The sequence below is a fragment of the Rhodohalobacter sp. genome, assembly GCF_034521535.1.
Lineage (GTDB): Bacteria > Bacteroidota > Rhodothermia > Balneolales > Balneolaceae > Rhodohalobacter.
Map to the genome: position 1 here is coordinate 466,337 of NZ_JAXHMF010000001.1, position 18,024 is coordinate 484,360.

An 18,024-nucleotide genomic window follows, 5' to 3' on the forward strand; every position below is an offset into this window, starting at 1 on the left:
GCGCATAAAATTGACCATAAAATTGTAAACTGTTACGATAATAACATCGTAAGTGAACTGGAGGATTGCGATGCTTTGATGTGGCACTTTCATCATGCCAATCCAAAGGACGTACTTTTCGCAAAGCAGCTGATTTACTCTCTTCAGACAGCCGGTATAAAAGTGTTTCCCGATTTTCATACGGCGTGGCATTTTGATGACAAGGTCAGGTCAAAAATATCTGTTAGAGTCTGTCGAAGCTCCTTTGGTTCCTTCTTATGTGTTTTTTGAAAAGAGTGTGGCTCTTGATTGGATCAGGCGCAACCGAATTTCCAAAAGTTTTTAAATTAAGGACGGGGTCGGGTTCTGCTCATGTCAAACTTGTAAAGAAACCAAATGATGCAAAACGATTGATTAATCAAGCATTTGGTATTGGTTTTAGTCAATACGACAAGTTTGCCAATTTAAGAGAACGTTGGACTAAATATAAAATAGGGAAAGTCAATTTTAAAGAAGTCTTAAAGGGAATTGTAAGGCTGGGGTATACTACTAATTTTGCTAAAGTAGCTGGCCGTGAGCGAGGGTATATATATTTCCAGGATTTTATTCCTGATAATAATTTTGACAACAGAGTAATTGTTATTGATGGGAAAGCATGTGCCATAAAACGTAAAAATCGAGAAAACGATTTCAGGGCATCAGGTAGCGGTATCTTAAGTTATGACAAGGAAAATTTTAGTGAAAAAATGATAAAACAATCATTCAAAATTGCTGAAGCAATTAATTCTAAAAGCTTAGCAATCGATTATGTTTTTAAAGGTAGAGAGCCAATGATCGTAGAATTGAGTTATGGATTTCCTTCAGGCTCATTTGTGGATGATTGCCCGGGCTATTGGGACCGCGAACTAAACTGGCATCCCGGGCCTTTCGATGCCCAGGGATGGATGGTTGAGTCTTTGTTGGATAGCTGAAGAAAATAAACTTTCTGAGTTCAAGTAATAAGTGCAACACGACGAAATAATCCTGAGGGGCGCGCCCCTCAGGATTTTCGGCCAAGCGGCTTATATTCGTGTTATCATGCAAAAATACAAACAACTTGACCTACAAGATCGCCATAAGATGAAAGCTCTGCTCGAGGCAGGCCACTCAAAAACTAAAATCGCTGAAATTATCGGAGTTCACAAGTCTACAATTTCTCGTGAGCTTTCCCGCAATGTTTCCACCCGGGGTCGTTATGCCAACGAATATCGCCCCCAGTCCGCTCAGAGGAAAACCGACCAGCGCCACCGCGATAAACGCAAACATTGCCGGTTTACCGAAGACTTGAAGCAGGAGGCCACCGAGTGGCTGGAAGAGGAAAAACTCAGCCCGGAGCTGATCAGCGGACGGTGGGCTGTGAGGGGAATCGATGGGGTCAGCCATGAGGCAATCTACCAATGGATCTGGCGAGGCAAGCATCAGAAAGATCCGGTAACCAGGGAGCTTTACACACACCTCAAGCATGGCCGGCGACGGCGCAAACGAGGCAATTATAACGATTCCAGGGGCATTCTCACCGGGCGCGTGTCTATTGAGGAGCGCCCAGAGATTGTCGAGGAGCGCACACGTCTTGGAGACCTGGAAGCGGACTTCATGATCGGCAAAGCTCATAAATCCGCCTTGCTGGTCATCACCGATCGGGCAACACTTCTCACCCGTCTGGAAAAGGTATCAAGCCGAGAGGCTGATCCCACCGAGACCACGATTGAGAAGATGCTGGCAACGGTTCCAAAAGCGTTCATCAAGACCCTGACCCTCGATAATGACAAGGGGTTTGCCAACCACCAGGAAATTGGCAAGAAATTAGATGCTGATGTATACTTTACCCGCCCGTATACCTCTCAGGATAAGGGGACGGTCGAAAACAGAATTGGGGTGATCCGCCAGTTCTTCCCAAAGGGTACGGATTTGCGAGACGTATCTACCCAACAAATTAAAATTGTAGAACGACACCTCAACAATCGACCTATTCGAAAATTTGATTACCTTTCACCCATTCAACAAACCCTAAAATACCGCGCCGTTGCGTTAATGACTTGAACACGGCCTTTTTAAAAATATTTTTATCTACTCAACATATTCTCAGTATTTAGTTGCCAATCTTAAATTCTGTTTAACGTTCTAGTCTGATTAAATCGATAAACAATTGATTTAAAATAACTTCACTGAGAGAGAAGCCTTCTGGATATATTGGAACTTTCTAATTTTTCCTGTGTATCAATAGTTGCTCACGAGAAAAAGTCCATTTGGATGTTTTTAGTTTTCCAAAATTAATCAGGGCACTTTCTTGTAACAAATGCACCTCTATATACTCTTTAGTAGTGCAGAATGAATGAAAACAACTGCTCACTGCTGAGATGTAAATAGTACAGTAATTAAATCGAGATTAGCGCAGGTAATAAATTAGTGAAGGTAAGAATGAGAAATATAATCGCAATGTTATTGATCTGGATAGTAATCCCTATTCAGGCCGTTTCACAGAATCAGAATAGTATAGAGGGGGATCGTCAGGCGCTCGTAGACTTATACAATGCCACCGCTGGCGATAGCTGGGGTAATAATTCCGGATGGCTCAACGGCAACCCATCCAATGAATGGTACGGGGTAGAGGTCGATAATGAAGGACGGGTGATACGTTTGGATCTCTTTAAAAATAATCTAAGGGGAGAGCTTCCTGAATCGATAGGTAATCTCACGGAGCTCAGATTTTTTAGTGTAAAAAGAAATCCAATTTACAGTCAAATACCGGCCTCGATCGAAAATTGGGCGAAAGCTGAAATTCTTCTTTTTTCAGCAGCAGATGGATCATATAACGAACCAACACAGTCAAATCCGTGGGGTGGGAAGAAGCCAAGTCATGCTGATGCTGAATATATAGGCACAATACCCGATGTATTTGATTCTATGCCAAATCTTGAAGTGCTTGAAATTGCGTGGATGTATGATAATGCTGATCCACAACCATTTCCCATCTACTTTGTATCAGCATCAGAATTTAAGATGGCTTAACCTTGTAGGTAATAAAATGGAGGGCGGGTTGCAGGACAGTTTTAATCTTCCTGCTCTTGAAGTGTTGCTTATTCAAAATAATAACTGGACAGGTTCTCTTCCATCTTCATTGGGCAATAGTACAAATTTAATCAAGCTACAATTAAGTCAGTCAGATGATTATTTATCATATAGTGGATGGACAGGCGGGCTTACAGGCGGTATTCCTGAGTCTAATTTTACACAGATAAAGCATTTCTTTGTTGGTAATCAAAACTTAGGTGGTTCAGGTTATCAAATACCGGGTTTTATATTTGATAGTTGGAGTAAAGATCCTCGAAGCGGTTTAAGAGATTTTAGAATTGAGGGAAATAATTTTGAAGGAACTGTTCCTGCTGAACTTGGAGACTTCAATTTGTTGACTTTTAGTATTAAAAATAACAATTTTTCAGGTTCTTTACCTGCAAGAATAGCTTCGGGTATGAAAGACGTAATCATTTTTGAAGTAAGACATAACAATCTAACAGGCAATTTTCCGAATGGTGAAATGATAGACGGAGAGTGGAAAGGGTGGAGAACAAAAACAAGACTCCGTACTTTCAATATAGGAGATAATAACTTTACAGGTCCTCTTCCCGATATGCCTGAATATGTGGGTGATATGAGTGTGTTAATACTTAGTGATAATAATTTTGAAGGAACAATTCCAGACACTTGGGAGGAAGCTTTTCACACCTTCTTTAAGAGATGAAAATCCTAACAGAACATTTCAATTACTTCGGTTAAATGGAAATGACTTACAAGGTGTTATACCTGATTGGTTCACGGCAGCTAATGGTGTAACCGCACATTTAGGGGGTAACAGATGGACTCATAAAGATGTTCTTGAAAACGATGTTAGCATAAGTGATTCTGAAGAGTACGGGTTAAAGCCCTTTGGCTTTGCGGAAGAGATTATTGTAGCCGATGGCGAAGCATACACTGCAGATTATAGCCATAAGATTCACTCCACAGACCGGATTCAGTGGACAAAAGACGGAAGTCCAATCAGTGGCGGTGGAAATGGAATATTGACGATTAACAACATCTCTCAAAGTGATGAAGGCGTTTACCGGCTGGAACTCACAAACCCAAATAGCGGATTGCCTGCTACCGTCGTAAGCGAACCGATCGAGCTGCGAATAGGTGAACCGGGTGAAGATTCGGGTAATCCTCCGGCAACCCCAACACTCTTGTCACCGTCAAATGGGAGCAGCGGCGTATCAACTTCCCCGAACCTGGATTGGAACAGCGTGTCGAATGTTTCAAGCTACAGGCTGCAGGTCGCAGAGGATTCCGGTTTCAGCAATATTGTGAAGAATGATAACGGACTGACGCAGTCCCAGCAGAGTGTGTCCGGCCTGGATTATGAAACCACCTACTACTGGAGAGTTCGGGCTGTGAACAGTGATGGGGCAAGTGACTGGAGCCCTGTCTGGAGTTTTACGACGGAATCTAATGGAAATGATGATGGAGGATCCGGCAGTGATTCACCACCGGCTGCACCTACTCTCTCCTCTCCTTCAAACGGAAGCAGCGGAGTGTCCACGTCCCCTGATCTTTCGTGGAACAGTGTTTCCAATGCTGCAAGCTATAGGCTGCAGGTTTCTGAAACTTCAGGTTTTGCGAGTACAGTTGTAAATGATAATGGGATCACGTCAATTCAGCGGCAGGTTTCCAGCCTTGATTATGAAACCACATACTACTGGAGAGTTCGGGCTGTGAACAGTGATGGGGCAAGTGACTGGAGTTCAACCAGGAGTTTTACAACGGAATCTAATGGAAATGATGATGGAGGATCCGGCAGCGGAGGTGGTTCAGGTGGCGGAGACGATAGTCCAGCTCAAGGAGCGCCTGGTTTAAAGTCACCCTCCGATCAGTCTAATAATGTATCACTCACACCGGAATTCGAATGGTCGGTCGTAGAAAATGCTGACTACTATATCCTGCACGTCAACAGTGTAAACCCAGCGGAGATGGTAATCAATGAGGAGGTATCGGGAACTTCCTTTACTGTTAATCAATCTCTTGATCCCGAAACAGTGTATCACTGGCGTGTACGTGCGGTTGTGAATGGCGAAGAGGGAGATTGGAGCCCGATCGGTGAATTTACCACACGAAGTGAAGACGAGAATGAAGAGACGGCATTTGAAGTGGAGCTGAGCCAAAACTACCCGAACCCGTTTAATCCTTCTACGAATATCCGGTTTTCTATCGCCGAACAGCAGGAGGTATCGCTGAAGGTGTACGATATGGCCGGTAGACTGGTGGCCAGCCTGATTGATAGTAATACGCTATCCGCCGGAACCCACAGCGCCAGCTTTAATGCCGAACGTCTGGCCAGCGGTATCGACTTTTATCGCCTGATTACACCGAGTGAGATTGTGACGCGTAAGATGACGTTGATGAAGCAGTATGTCCCCCTTTGAAGGGGATTTAGGGGGATGGCTAACACCGGTTTTATGCTGCTTTCGCCATTGATGTAGCCGTGCAATGTGGTGCCTGCCTCGTTGTTTTTCGAACTCACCCCTTGTTCCCCTCTCTACTCTCTCTGTTCGTAAAGAGGAGAGACGTTTTAAACTTTTTTACTCCCCCATTGAAGGGCTCCTCTTTTATACCGCGTAAGCGAGATTAGGGGGATGATTCAAGCGAATAATCGATCGACCGAACCGTCTCTCTTTATGAACTTACCCGTTTGATTACCCTGTTTAACTTAGTTCTGTTGTATAGAATTGAGTTGGTGTTAAAAAGTTTCTATTTCAAATCACATTTCCTTGTTCATTTTGTCTTGATACAAAACGAACCAATCCCGAATTCTCGGGACCGGCAAGCCGGAGGCTGTGATAAAAATGGGGCGTGTTGTTCCTTCGCATGCCATGAATCCAAGGCCCGCCTGCATCAAGATTACGGAGGGCAGGCCTGTGAATTTATCATTCTTGTTAAACGTTAGGGCTGAGGCTAGAGGATTCATGGTTTTCATGCTCCATCACTTCCACGAATACTCCCCATTTTTCTCAAGGCCGCTTCAGGTTTTTAAAATGTACCGAGACAGACTCAACCTCTCTCTGCGTTCGTAAAGGGCAGACGACTAAATTTTATTCCCTCTTTGAAGGGGTATGAGAATGACTTACCTCGTTTGAATGCTGCTTTTCCATTGGTGTAGCTGTGCAATGTGGAGCCTGCACTATTTTTTTTCGAACTCACCCCCGGCCCCTGTACTACTCTCCGTTCGTAAAGAGGGGTGCGTTTTAAATCAATTTTCGCTATGTATTCTTCTAATACTGTGCTCTGAGCTCCAATTGATACATTACCGATGGCCCGAACTGTGATTGTTTATTTTTATCACTGGGAAATGAAAGAGATGATAAACCAAACCCTGAAAGGGTGGCCAGATCAGTAGGTATTATGAAAAAGAGGACACCCTGATCAGTTTGTATCTTGATTGATCACTCTAATACATAAACAAAACAAGGAGTCCTATTATGAAAAGATTCAATATATGCAGCGATTGATCTACATTCCAAAAGCAGTACCCGAGGTGAAACCTGGGGTAAAATGGATAAATATTTTCCCCGCCGAATAGAGGGATTGGTTTGGAATACAATATGATTAGAGGCGGTATTGAGGTGATCATATTTCAAATGTTATCCTCGTTCATCTTGTCTTGATCCGTCGGGAACCGGACAGGTCACAAAACGAACCAATCCCGAATTCTCGGGACTGGCAAGGGTTCAATCCCGGGAATGAGGCGGTGTTGATAAGAACATATTTCAATCCATGCAAATGGTAAAATTTGGCCTTTTCCATCGAGGGCAGAGAGAAGAACACACCTCTGAATGCTTCATTGAACACTCCGCATTCTGTCTCCTCTCCAGAGGAGAGGCATCCTAAACCAAATTTCGCTTGTACGTACTTCTTATACCTTACTACCACCTTGCCTGGATCGACAAATAACCTATTGACCGAACTACGATGGACTGATTTAGCCCTTGATTGATGATATATTTGCTTAGCCGCACCCTGAAGGGGTGTAATGTGATTAGCCCAGGGTGTAGCAAAGCGGAACCCTGGGCAGAGAAAATATATTTTTTCCCCGCCGAATAGAGGGACTGGTTTGGAATACAATATGAGTAGAGGCGGTATTGAGGTGATCATATTTTCAAACGTTATCCTCGTTCATTTTGTCTTGATCCGTCGGGAGCCGGACAGGTTACAAAACGAACCAATCCCGAATTCACGGGACTGGCAAGGGTTCAATCCCGGGGATGAGGCGGTGTTGTGAGGATCTTATTTCAAACGGTTTTCTCTATTCCCTTTATCGTGATCCGCCGAACTTGAACTCAGCTCTCCTGTCAGGTAAAAAAACAATCTTTTGAAAGGCAGGCCCAACCCCGAAAGGATGACCAGATCATAGCCCTCTAGATCAAAACGTCGGGAGATATTTGATAATAAAATATATTTACGCCGAATAGAAAAATTAGGTTGAAAAGTGCTAGAATCGAACTTGTGATATCACCGATCGTCATTATAGTTATGCACCAAAGCTAATCTTTCACAGGTCACCTGGCACAAACTTTACGATATGGCCTTAGCTCTGATGAAATGAATACTCATTTCACCCTAATCAAACCTTGTACGAAACTAAGAGAATTTTAATTACTGTTTAAACCTGATTTTATTTTAGTTTGTACCGATCAGAAAGAGTTAAATAAAAAATGAAACAGTTTATTTTTCATATCGGGATGCACAAATGCGCAAGTACGACGCTTCAGAATAATGTGTTTCGATTTGAGCCGGGAGCCATTGGTACGTATAAAGATTTAAAAGCTGAGGAGAACTTCGGGAAGCAATTTCAACGATTGGCGCCAGTCGGGGGACGGCAGTTCAGGAAGCCTGAGCGGTGCGTCCGACTGGATTGATCGTGTGTATGATTTTTCAGTGAGACTCATCCTGAGTTAGATCGATTTATCGGTAAGCAGTGAATTTCTATGTCAATCGAACAAATTATCCGACAGGCCCATCATTAAATTTTTGGATGACATTAACAACAAGTTATTAGATGGAAATAACGTAAAAGTCATCATTGTGTTCAGAAACCAGGCGGAAATGATGGCTTCGGAGTATGCCCAAATCTCAAATACCCGTTATAATTCATCCCAGAAAGATTTTGAGAAATGGGTTGCCAAAAAATTAAAACAAAGGGGAAAATTAAGACTGGATTGGGGACAGTGGGCCAAAAGGTTGGTTGACACCTTTGGGAGAAGAAAACGTTTGCATACTGTTACTTGAAGAGATGCGCGAATTAAATTTTTGGGAAGATTTGGTTGCTTTTATAGACGCCCGGGAAGTAAACGCAGAAGAGTTATTTAAAATAAATACAAGAAATAAAAAAAACAGACGTAAAATTGATAGAATTACCTGGGGATTAAGGCCTTTTGATTTACAGGAAAAAGCAAAAGATGATATACACAAAATTAAACAGCTAATGAGTGGATTTGGATTAAATGGGGGATGGGTGGACAAGATTGTAGGCCGCTTAATACAGATGCGAATTAAGTATTTAAGTGCAACAGGATATAAGGACAAGCATTTGCATGATTCAGAAATAACCCTCTCTTCTGAATTAAGATCAATTATTCGGAACGTCTACAAAAAACCAAATAGTCTGTTATCAGATATTTTGGGAAAAAATGTAAGTGAATTGGGATACTGATACAGTAAATAAGAGTTATTATAATAATTAATACATAGTATTAAATTAATATGTGTGGAATTGCCGGATTAGTTTTTAAAAAAAATTTACAAGAGAGAAGGTTAAATGAATTCCTTGAGGCAACAAAAGAAATGAATCATCGTGGGCCTGATTATTCGTCCTACGTGAGATATGAGAATTGTTTACTGGTTCACTATCGATTAAGCATAATTGATCCTGACCCCAGATCTAATCAACCTTTTCATTCAGGCAATGATAAGTATATATGTTCTTATAACGGTGAGATCTATAATTTTTGGGATTAAAAAAGGAATACGAAATTGAGACAATAACGAATTCCGATACTGAAGTAATGCTTGAGACTTTTGTAAAGGATGGCATTCAGGCAGTTAATAAGTGGAACGGTATCTTTGCAATGGCAATCCTTGATAAGGAAAAAGCTTGTTTACATTTAATCCGGGATCGTTTTGGTATAAAACCACTTTATATCTACGAGGATGATACCTGCATTGCATTCGCTTCAGAGCAAAAAGTTATCTATAAATGGCTTGATGGGTTCGATTTAAATACACAAGGTATTGCTGAGTATCTCTGGTATGGAAACACAATATCAGAGAACACCATGGCAAAGAAGATGATTAAAATGAATCCGGCTTCGGTTTATTCGATAAATCTGGATAATGTTCATCTTAATTCACGTCATCATTATTGGTCATTACCGCAAAAAAGTACATATAAAAGTAGTGAAGGGAAATTGATTGAGAATGTCTTAGATTTTACTCGAAAAGGCTGTTCAAAGACAGCTCGTAAGTGATGTTCCATTAGGTGTACTTCTAAGTGGAGGTATTGATTCCTCAGCAATAGTTGCCTACGCATCCAGATATATTGATAATCTGGATACTTATTCAATAGAATATGATTTTAATATCGGGGAGAAGTGAGCTTGATAATGCAGCGTTAGTTGCTAAAAAATTTGATACAAACCATCATGAGTTGAAAGCAAGTGCTAATCAAATCATAGATATATTTGATAAACTGGTTTATCAGTATGATGATCCTTTTTCAGATGCGGCAAATATACCCCTTTATTTACTTGCAAAAGCATGCAGTGCTGATAAAACAGTTATCCTTCAGGGTGATGGGGGGGATGAATTTTTTGGTGGTTATAGAAGATATAACGTACTCGACTGGGAAAATTTTTGGAAAATTGCATCAACCTTAGCTTATAAAATTATTCCATCGAATGAGTGGTCTATTCGAATGAAGAGGATATCCAATATCCTTAAGCAAGATGATGCCATGAAAATGGCCCTATATATTACAGAGGATGTTCCATACGAATCGCCTTACGAAATTTTAAATTCAGATTATAAGAACCTTATTTCATCTGAAGATCCATTCAAGGCATATAAAAAATTCAATCAAGATTATAAAGATTTTGATATCGTGCAGCGCATGATGTTTGCGGATGTGCAAATTCTTTTAAATCATACGTATCTTGAAAAGGTTGATAAGGCCACGATGTTATGCAGTATGGAAGCACGGGTGCCTTTTTTGGATAATGAATTGACTGATTTTATGTTGAACCTTCCATCTAGTTATAAAATCAAACGTGGTCAAAAAAAATATTTATTAAGAAAGGCTTTGCGGGGTCTGATTCCTGATCAAATTCTTGACGGAAAAAAAGAGGATTTGATGTGCCATATAAAGTATGGCTGAAGGAAGGACTCTTCGATTTTGCTATGGCGACATTCGAAGATACGCAAAATGAAAGATATTTTGGATGGAAAAAAGCTGACAAAGTTAATGCAAAGACATAAAAACGGAATTGGTAACTATGGTCCTTTATTGTGGAAGGCACTGGTTTTGGCGCATTGGCTAAAGATTTATCAATAATAAAATCAGAATCTAGGCAGGATGAGTCTTAACAACCCAAAAATCTGCCTGATTATACCCTCTCTGGGACCGGGAGGAATGGAAAGGGTGATGTCTTTATTAGCAAACTACTTTTGCAAAGAAAAAGGGGCGGAAATTCACCTGATACTCTATGCTAAAAAAAGAAATATTTTCTATGAAATAGATGAATCTGTATCAATCCACAGGCCGGTCTTTGAATTTCGGGACAGATTCAGGGTCTATTATCTTAAAAACACTTTTTTCTTCGACAAAAAGTCAAAGACCTATCTCCGGACATTGTTCGTTGAGTTTCGGAGAATACTGGAACCAGTTTGTGCTCCTTTCTAATTTAGGTAGAAGTGATCGAATGTATATTGCTGACAGAGCCAGCCTGGCCTAAAAAGAAGTTTTCTATATAATATTTTTACCAAATGGTTATATAATAGAGCCAATGGTATCATTGTACAGACCAGGATAGCAAAAGAGATCTATTATAAATTGTATGGCCATCAAAATATAGCTGCAATTGGTAATCCAATACGGGTCATTAAAGATGTAGATGAAATAAGAGATAGAGAAAAAATTATTCTATCTGTCGGAAGACTTGTGGATACCAAACATTTTGATTTGCTTATCAGGATCTTTGAAAGAGTGCAAAAGCAAAACTGGCGGTTAATTATTGTTGGGGGAGACTCACAGAAACAAAATGAGATGAAGCGATTACGTGGATTAATTAAAGAAAAAAATCTTGAGAATAGTGTTGAATTAACAGGAATGGTTTCAAATGTTGATCAGTACTACAGGAAAAGCAGCATATTTGCATTTACCTCAAGCTCAGAAGGATTTCCGAACGTAGTAGGAGAAGCAATGTCAGCCGGTCTGCCAATAATTTCATTCGATTGTGTTGCAGGTCCATCAGATTTAATTGAGGATGGGAAAAACGGTTATCTGATTCCTTTATTCGAAGAAAATGAGTATTCGAAAAAGCTACTAACTTTAATGAATGACGAGAATCTGAGAAAGGTAATGGGAGAGTATTCTAAGCAGCAAATACAGGATTATTCGATTCCGAATATAGGCGATAAATTTTTTAATTTTATAACTTCAGAGTTGTGAAAATTATTATAAATGCCGCATCGATTTTTAAAGGAGGTGCGGAGCAGGTTGCGCACTCGTTTATTACCGAGTGTGTACGGTATCCGGAGCACCGGTTTCATGTATTCCTGAGAAAGAATATCCGGTCGCAGCTAACGCCCGATAATTTACCCGGCCACATTCAGCTTTACGATATTCCATTCCGGCCGGGAACCAGTTTGTGGCACGTCTATAAAGCGATCCGCCTTTTTGATGAAATGGCGAAAAAAATAGAACCGGATGCGGTGATATCGACCGGCGGTCATGGATTCTGGAAGCCGGATATACCTGTGGTTGGTGGTTTTAACATACCACACTATGTATATCCGGAGTCTCCCTATTTCAAGATGATAGGTCTGAAACGAAAGGTCTACTGGAAGCTAAAGAAGACGTTTGATCTCTATTTTTACCGGAGGCTTGATGCCGTGGTGGTACAAACCGAAGACGTAAAACAACGGCTACAGAAATTGATGCCGGAGGTGCCGATTCATGCCGTTTCAAATACGGTGAACGCGGTTTTCTTTGATGAAAATGAACAGGAGAGCGGATTGCCACCCAAAAAAGAGTGGGAGTTCAGGCTTCTAACGCTGAGCGCTAACTATCCGCATAAGAATCTTTCAGTTATTCATGATGTGATTCGGGAGCTGAAGAGAAGGGGGCAAGATCAAATTCGTTTTGTACTTACGCTGCCTCATGAGGTATATGATACATTCAAACAGCCGGATACGGAGTCGCAGATCATAAACAGGGGACCGGTTCCGATCGGTCAGTGCCCGGCACTCTATCGTGATTGCGATGCCATGTTTCTGCCTACATTGCTTGAGTGCTTTTCCGCATCCTATGCGGAGGCTATGAAAATGGAACGCCCTATTTTGACCTCTGATCTGGGATTCGCACATACGGTGTGCGGGGACGCTGCCCACTATTTTGATCCATTAAACGCAGCAGAAATTGCAGATCGGGTGGAAGAGGTTGCAGCTGATGAAGGTCTTCGAAAAAAACTTGTGGAAGCAGGGCTTGAGATGTTTAAAACACTGAAAACACCGGCCGAACGTGCCGACTCTTTTATCCGGATTGCCGCTGAACTGGCCGGTAAAGAAAAGGCAAAAACTGTAGAAACCAATTGATGATGAAAATGAATATCTGGACGATTTCACTATTTGACCCCACACCTTATGATAAGGTTAGGAGACCACCGGCTTATACATATTGCAAAAACAGCGGTGCGAAAGGGGCACGAGGTCACACATTTCACAAGTACTTTCCGGCATACATCCAAAAAACAGCGTTTCTCTGAGGATAGGACTCTGGAGGTGGAACCCGGATACCGGATAGAGTATGTAAAGTCGAAAGGGTACACGAAAAATATATCCCTGAAAAGGATATCCGCTCATGCGGATTTCGCGGATAAACTGGTAGCATCCTTTGCGGGTAGGGATCTGCCGGATGTGATCTTTATAAGTATGCCGCCTCTCAGCTCCGCAGAAAAAGTTATTTTATGGGCAAATGAAAACGGTGTGCCGGTCATCACCGACATCATTGATCCGTGGCCCGATTCCTTTATTAAGGATGTACCCACATCACTAAAACCGTTGAGCAAACTATTTATAAGACCGTTTTACAAAAAGCTCCGGTTTATCCTGGATCAAAGCACGGTCGTAACATCCATCTCCAATGGGTATCTCGACTGGGCTAAAGAGAACTGCAGTACCATCCGGAAAACGGAGTGTTTTTATCCCGCATTCGATTTCGCGTCGATACAGGACTCCATGGATAAGCACAGAAAAACTGAGCAAAGAGATGAGAATGTGCTACGAGTGATCTATGTTGGAAGCCTGGGGAGCTCATATGATCTGCCGGCGATCGTTCAGGCGGCAGAGATCATGAATCGAAAATATCCCGGAAAAACGGAATTTATTGTTGCCGGCTCCGGGCCGCAAAAGGAGATCGTGGAAGAGTATGCGGGCAGACTGCAAAATCTTGAGTGCCGTGGATGGATTTCGGATGAAGAGCTGATGCGGCAGTACTATCTGTCGGATCTGGGGCTGATTCAGCATAAAAACAACCTTACACAGACGGTTACTTACAAGCTGTTCAGCTACCTGAGTGCCGGACTTCCAATCCTGAACTCCCTTCAGAGTGAAATGGCGGATATCGTTCGTGAAAATAAAGTTGGGTTTAACAATGCGAACGGGGATGTTGAAGGGTTGGTGGCGAATATCGAACGGTTTCTTGACGATCGGGAGCTATTAAACCGGTATAAAGAGAAATGCACTGGAGTTGACGCGAGAAAAGGGGGATTCAGGGGCCGTATATGGAAAGATGCTGGATCTGTTTGCAGATGTGGCGGGTGAAGCTAAGTTTGAGGCTAAGGTTTAGGGAGCTCTTATGAAAGTGATTATACCCGATGCGCAGTCGAGAAAAGCGTTTGATATTATAAATATTCTGGAGCGGAAGCACGGCTGCGATCTACTCCTGTTTGCGCCGTCGGGAACGAACCGATTTATGAGGGTAATCTACGGACAAATGGTGCATTCACTGAACGTAGATAATTATGAGGAGTTCAGGAACGATTTGCTGTCTGCAATAAAGGCCGATGCGGATGAAGAGTATATCTGGATGGCCGTTTCTGAGGAGCCCACGCTCCTCTTTTATGAGCTGATGGAGAAAGAACCTGATCACCCGATCCGGTACCTTCTACCCGGTCGTGACATGTTCGAACTGGCTCGCAATAAAGCAGACTTTCAGAAATTTTGTGAAGAGAACGAACTGCCTGTACCGGCTTCTTTTTCTATTAAAGATCTGCAGGATTTAGAGCAGAATTTTCGACCTGTGATAGCCAAAAAACGGATTGGTGCAGGTTCGGTAGGCATGAAATATGTGGAAAGTCCGGATCAGCTTTCCCGGCTGAACGGAATCTCAGACCGGGAGTATCTGATACAGGAGAAGGTCGAGAGCCGGAAAAAAATTCACGGGGTATTCTGCCTCGCGCGCAACGGGGAGCTGCTGACATGGCACGGGCATGAACGGATCAGAACTTTTCCGGAAAAGGGCGGTGTGACGGTATATTCACGGTCTGTCTATATTGATGAGTTAAAAGAGATTACTGAAAAGTTGCTTAAAGCACTGAACTGGAGCGGTTTTGCCATGGTGGAATTTTTGCAGGATGACCGTACCGGGGAGTGGAAAATCATTGAACTGAACCCGAGGCTCTGGGGTTCGGTCATGCTGTCGGAGTTCTGTGGCTCAGGGCTCCTGATCAACTACGTAAAATTGTTAAAAGGTGAAAATCCAGAAAGTTCAAGCAAATTATCGGAACGATATATAAGGTGGTTTTTCCCTTTCGAGCTAATCAGTCTGTTTAAAGGGAAAATAGGTTTCCGAGAGTTTCTGAATCGGAAAGGGCCTAAAACCTGCTATATTAATTTTACCTACAGCAGCCTGACTCGTGCCCTGCTATTTCAGTTCTATTTTACTTTTAACGGACGATCTGTAAAACGATTTTTTAAAAAACTTCTGCCATGAGTTCGAAGGTTATCGTTTTTGATTTTGATAAGACTTTAACAGAGAAGGATACACTTTTTGGATTTTATAAATCTGTAGCTGGTTCTGAGAGAATGTTTTTTGCAAAAAAAATAATTTTAATAACTGCGGGTGTTCTTTATAAGATCGGTCTTATTAAAAATAGAACATTAAAGGGAATTGGATTCTTTTTGTACTTGAAAGGAAAAAAAATAGAGGATTTGGAAATAGCTGCAAAAGAGTACTCCAAAAAGATTGAGCTAAATGCTATTTATAAAAATTATTTTCAAAAGAAGGAAGGTGATAAATGGATCATATCTGCTTCCCCTGAAATTTATCTTAAATATGTCTTTCCTAATGAAAAAATAGCCGGAACTCAATTATCATATGATGGAGGAACAGTGAAAGGGTTGAAATTAAATATGTTTGGAGAAGAGAAGAGAAAGTTTATGACTGAAAATGGGATAAGCAAAATAGATGAATTGTATACGGACTCTATGTCAGATAAGCCATTAATGGATATTTCGGAAAAAGTTTTTTTAGTCAAGCGGGAATCTGTAATAGAAAATATTTAGTTATGGCTGAGGAAAATAAAAAAATACTAGTCTTTGCGCATATGATGAAAACTGCAGGTACTAGTTTAAGCAAGCAGTTAATTGGCCACTATGGTAATAAAATGCATATTGTTCCTGGAGGTCTAAAAATGGGGGATGATTATTATAGTGAGACTGACTTTGAAAAGGATCTGGAATTATTTAATAAAAATTTAAAAATTATTTCCGGCCACCCTATGCGTCCTTACATTGATTTCGGCAGATTTGAAGATCGCATGGCATGGTTTACATTTTTTCGTAAACCCCAAAAACGTTATGTGTCGCACTATTTGCATGATTTTAAATGGACCAACGAATTTGCATACAGAAGATATCAACAGATGAAAAACAAGTCTATTATTGAATGGGAAAAGATAGAAAACTATTCAAAATTATCAGACAAAGTTTTTTGGCAGGAGAAGAAAATATTGATAGGGCTATTGAGATTATAGAATCCAAAATGTCATGGATTGGTTTAACAGAAGCATATAGCACAAGTATAAAATCATTTAAGTCGTATTTTAATCTAATCGATTTTTGTGAAGAAACGGAAGTTTCTAACAGAAATACTTGCTGAACAGGAATTAAAAAATGAAATACACCATAAATATCACGACTTCATATTAGAAAAGAATCAGATTGATATACAATTGTATAAATATGTAAAAGAGAATATATGGCCGAAATACAAAGCAATGGCAGATGAAAGTAAGCAAATAGCCAAGGGTAAAAATAAGTTGGAAAGAATACTAAATACAATGTGCTTTCACGTAAGCCGGCAAATGAAAAATCGTTCCAGTGATTTTAACATTGAAAATATCAAAAGATTTTATACTAGATGGTACAGGTGATATCTGATGTTTAGTGTTTCTCATTAAATATCTATCTGTTTATTTTTTAGATTAATTAATTTACTTAAATGTATGTGTGGATTATCCGGGATTATTTACAAGGATTTAAATTGCAAAGATAGTCAACGATTCAAAAATGCTGCCAATTTATCAAAGCATCGGGGACCGGACTTTACGGGGTATTTTGAAGAGAATGATATTGAAATGGTTCATCACAGGTTAAGTATATTAGATCTGGATGAAAGATCACACCAGCCTTTTATCGGGAATAGTGATAATTCGCCGGTGCTAATTTATAACGGTGAAATTTATAACTACAGAGATTTAGCTTTAAAATATAGTCTAAAACTAAATACATCTTCTGATACAGAGGTTCTTTATCAGTTACTTCAAGACCAAAGTTTTGATTTAAAGGAGTTAAATGGAATTTTTGCCTTTGCATTATACGATAAAAGACAAAAACTTATACGGATAACAAGAGACAGGTTAGGTGTAAAACCTTTGTATTATTATGATTGCGACGAGTATTTTATATTTTCTTCAGAAGCCAAAGTTATCTACTCCTATTTAGAGGCTTTAAAAATAAATTATAAAGCTCTAAGTGAATATTTAACTTTTGGCAATACTATATCGGCACAGACTGTTGTGGATGGTGTTAAGAAATTAGATCCCGGTTCCAGTTTGATTATCAAGCTATCAGATTATAGCCTTATTGAGGAAAAATATTGGAATGTTGAAAAAAATTTGTTGAAAAAACAAATTAATCCTTCATACAGTGAAGCCTTAAAGACGACAAGAGAATTATTACAAAATGCTGTAGAGCGTCAGTGTGTAAGTGATGTTCAGGTTGGGGCATATTTGAGCGGTGGTATTGATTCGTCCGCTGTTGTAGCTCTTGCTTCAAAGTTCACAGAGAAAAAGTTAAATACCTATTCAGTTAATTTTGATAAAAATCCAAACTCTGAACTAAAACTTGCGTCTAAATTAGCCGGGAAATATGATACGAATCATCATGAGTTTGAAGTTAATACAGAAAACATAGATGAATATCTGTCTGATCTGGTATTTCAATACGATGAGCCATTTGCGGATCCGGCTATGATTCCATTGCATTTGATTGCAGACAAAGCTTCTGATTTTTCAAAAGTTGTTTTACAAGGTGATGGGGGTGATGAAATTTTTGCCGGATATGGAAGGCATCTTGATTTACAGCAGTACCACTGACAGAAAATGGATGTTTAAATTTTCTGAAAAGTGTATATCCTGATTC

The 18,024-nt window shown here is 40.5% G+C and carries 19 protein-coding genes; all 19 read left to right on the forward strand.

Annotated features, from left to right (window positions below; translation table 11 throughout):
- Window positions 1–284: 284 nt before the first annotated feature.
- The 19 genes from U5K35_RS02095 to asnB all read left to right on the forward strand — a co-directional run bounded on the left by U5K35_RS02095 (window position 285) and on the right by asnB (window position 17,978).
- Entirely contained in the window at window positions 285–950 is a 666-nt protein-coding gene (locus tag U5K35_RS02095) for a hypothetical protein (protein WP_322569815.1), read from the forward strand.
- 106 nt (window positions 951–1,056) lie between these two features.
- Complete coding sequence (locus U5K35_RS02100; protein WP_322569816.1) at window positions 1,057–2,058, forward strand: IS30 family transposase; 1,002 nt, start codon at window positions 1,057–1,059, stop codon at window positions 2,056–2,058.
- A 378-nt stretch (window positions 2,059–2,436) separates the two neighbouring features.
- A complete protein-coding gene (locus U5K35_RS02105; RefSeq protein ID WP_322569817.1) occupies window positions 2,437–3,027 on the forward strand; it encodes a hypothetical protein in 591 nt (196 codons plus the stop codon).
- The gene (locus U5K35_RS02110; protein WP_322569818.1) at window positions 2,996–3,757 is read left to right on the forward strand and encodes a hypothetical protein; all 762 of its coding nucleotides are present in this window, start codon (window positions 2,996–2,998) and stop codon (window positions 3,755–3,757) included. Before U5K35_RS02105 ends, U5K35_RS02110 begins: the two co-directional genes overlap by 32 nt.
- Window positions 3,699–5,474: a fibronectin type III domain-containing protein gene (locus tag U5K35_RS02115; RefSeq protein WP_322569819.1), complete on the forward strand. Its 1,776-nt coding sequence runs from the start codon at window positions 3,699–3,701 to the stop codon at window positions 5,472–5,474. The genes U5K35_RS02110 and U5K35_RS02115 overlap by 59 nt, the downstream gene beginning before the upstream one ends.
- Window positions 5,475–7,760: 2,286 nt before the next feature.
- Window positions 7,761–7,964: a hypothetical protein gene (locus U5K35_RS02120; protein WP_322569820.1), complete on the forward strand. Its 204-nt coding sequence runs from the start codon at window positions 7,761–7,763 to the stop codon at window positions 7,962–7,964.
- 40 nt (window positions 7,965–8,004) lie between these two features.
- Window positions 8,005–8,334, forward strand: coding sequence for a sulfotransferase domain-containing protein (locus U5K35_RS19490; RefSeq protein WP_416221572.1), 330 nt, complete (start codon window positions 8,005–8,007; stop codon window positions 8,332–8,334).
- Window positions 8,300–8,758: a hypothetical protein gene (locus tag U5K35_RS02125; protein ID WP_322569821.1), complete on the forward strand. Its 459-nt coding sequence runs from the start codon at window positions 8,300–8,302 to the stop codon at window positions 8,756–8,758. The genes U5K35_RS19490 and U5K35_RS02125 overlap by 35 nt, the downstream gene beginning before the upstream one ends.
- Window positions 8,759–8,889: 131 nt before the next feature.
- The gene (locus tag U5K35_RS19495; protein WP_416221573.1) at window positions 8,890–9,063 is read left to right on the forward strand and encodes a hypothetical protein; all 174 of its coding nucleotides are present in this window, start codon (window positions 8,890–8,892) and stop codon (window positions 9,061–9,063) included.
- The gene (locus U5K35_RS02130) at window positions 9,054–9,572 is read left to right on the forward strand and encodes a hypothetical protein (protein WP_322569822.1); all 519 of its coding nucleotides are present in this window, start codon (window positions 9,054–9,056) and stop codon (window positions 9,570–9,572) included. The genes U5K35_RS19495 and U5K35_RS02130 overlap by 10 nt, the downstream gene beginning before the upstream one ends.
- Window positions 9,532–9,699 carry an asparagine synthase-related protein gene (locus U5K35_RS19500; RefSeq protein WP_416221574.1) on the forward strand — a complete coding sequence of 56 codons (168 nt, stop codon included), beginning with the start codon at window positions 9,532–9,534 and terminating at the stop codon, window positions 9,697–9,699. The genes U5K35_RS02130 and U5K35_RS19500 overlap by 41 nt, the downstream gene beginning before the upstream one ends.
- Window positions 9,674–10,477, forward strand: a complete 804-nt coding sequence (locus U5K35_RS02135) for an asparagine synthase C-terminal domain-containing protein (RefSeq protein ID WP_322569823.1) — start codon at window positions 9,674–9,676, stop codon at window positions 10,475–10,477. The genes U5K35_RS19500 and U5K35_RS02135 overlap by 26 nt, the downstream gene beginning before the upstream one ends.
- Window positions 10,478–11,152: 675 nt before the next feature.
- On the forward strand, window positions 11,153–11,770 hold the full coding sequence (locus U5K35_RS02140) for a glycosyltransferase (protein ID WP_322569824.1): 618 nt from the start codon (window positions 11,153–11,155) through the stop codon (window positions 11,768–11,770).
- Entirely contained in the window at window positions 11,767–12,915 is a 1,149-nt protein-coding gene (locus U5K35_RS02145; RefSeq protein WP_322569825.1) for a glycosyltransferase, read from the forward strand. The genes U5K35_RS02140 and U5K35_RS02145 overlap by 4 nt, the downstream gene beginning before the upstream one ends.
- A gap of 48 nt (window positions 12,916–12,963) precedes the next feature.
- A complete protein-coding gene (locus U5K35_RS02150) occupies window positions 12,964–14,142 on the forward strand; it encodes a glycosyltransferase family 4 protein (protein ID WP_322569826.1) in 1,179 nt (392 codons plus the stop codon).
- 34 nt (window positions 14,143–14,176) lie between these two features.
- Window positions 14,177–15,313 (forward strand): ATP-grasp domain-containing protein, encoded by a 1,137-nt coding sequence (locus tag U5K35_RS02155; protein ID WP_322569827.1) that lies wholly within the window; start codon window positions 14,177–14,179, stop codon window positions 15,311–15,313.
- Entirely contained in the window at window positions 15,310–15,885 is a 576-nt protein-coding gene (locus U5K35_RS02160) for a haloacid dehalogenase-like hydrolase (RefSeq protein ID WP_322569828.1), read from the forward strand. Before U5K35_RS02155 ends, U5K35_RS02160 begins: the two co-directional genes overlap by 4 nt.
- Window positions 15,886–15,887: 2 nt before the next feature.
- A complete protein-coding gene (locus U5K35_RS02165; RefSeq protein ID WP_322569829.1) occupies window positions 15,888–16,355 on the forward strand; it encodes a hypothetical protein in 468 nt (155 codons plus the stop codon).
- A 471-nt stretch (window positions 16,356–16,826) separates the two neighbouring features.
- Entirely contained in the window at window positions 16,827–17,978 is a 1,152-nt protein-coding gene (asnB, locus tag U5K35_RS02170; RefSeq protein ID WP_322569830.1) for an asparagine synthase (glutamine-hydrolyzing), read from the forward strand.
- The last annotated feature ends 46 nt before the right edge of the window (window positions 17,979–18,024 follow it).

Bases quoted from the DNA above. Each gene is read 5' to 3' on its own strand.
- asnB (WP_322569830.1), top strand. From the start codon at position 16,827: ATGTGTGGATTATCCGGGATTATTTACAAGGATTTAAATTGCAAAGAT.
- U5K35_RS02120 (WP_322569820.1), top strand. From the start codon at position 7,761: ATGAAACAGTTTATTTTTCATATCGGGATGCACAAATGCGCAAGTACG.
- U5K35_RS02155 (WP_322569827.1), top strand. From the start codon at position 14,177: ATGAAAGTGATTATACCCGATGCGCAGTCGAGAAAAGCGTTTGATATT.
- U5K35_RS02150 (WP_322569826.1), top strand. From the start codon at position 12,964: ATGATAAGGTTAGGAGACCACCGGCTTATACATATTGCAAAAACAGCG.
- U5K35_RS02165 (WP_322569829.1), top strand. From the start codon at position 15,888: ATGGCTGAGGAAAATAAAAAAATACTAGTCTTTGCGCATATGATGAAA.
- U5K35_RS19495 (WP_416221573.1), top strand. From the start codon at position 8,890: ATGAATCATCGTGGGCCTGATTATTCGTCCTACGTGAGATATGAGAAT.
- U5K35_RS02105 (WP_322569817.1), top strand. From the start codon at position 2,437: ATGAGAAATATAATCGCAATGTTATTGATCTGGATAGTAATCCCTATT.
- U5K35_RS02135 (WP_322569823.1), top strand. From the start codon at position 9,674: ATGATTTTAATATCGGGGAGAAGTGAGCTTGATAATGCAGCGTTAGTT.
- U5K35_RS02100 (WP_322569816.1), top strand. From the start codon at position 1,057: ATGCAAAAATACAAACAACTTGACCTACAAGATCGCCATAAGATGAAA.
- U5K35_RS02160 (WP_322569828.1), top strand. From the start codon at position 15,310: ATGAGTTCGAAGGTTATCGTTTTTGATTTTGATAAGACTTTAACAGAG.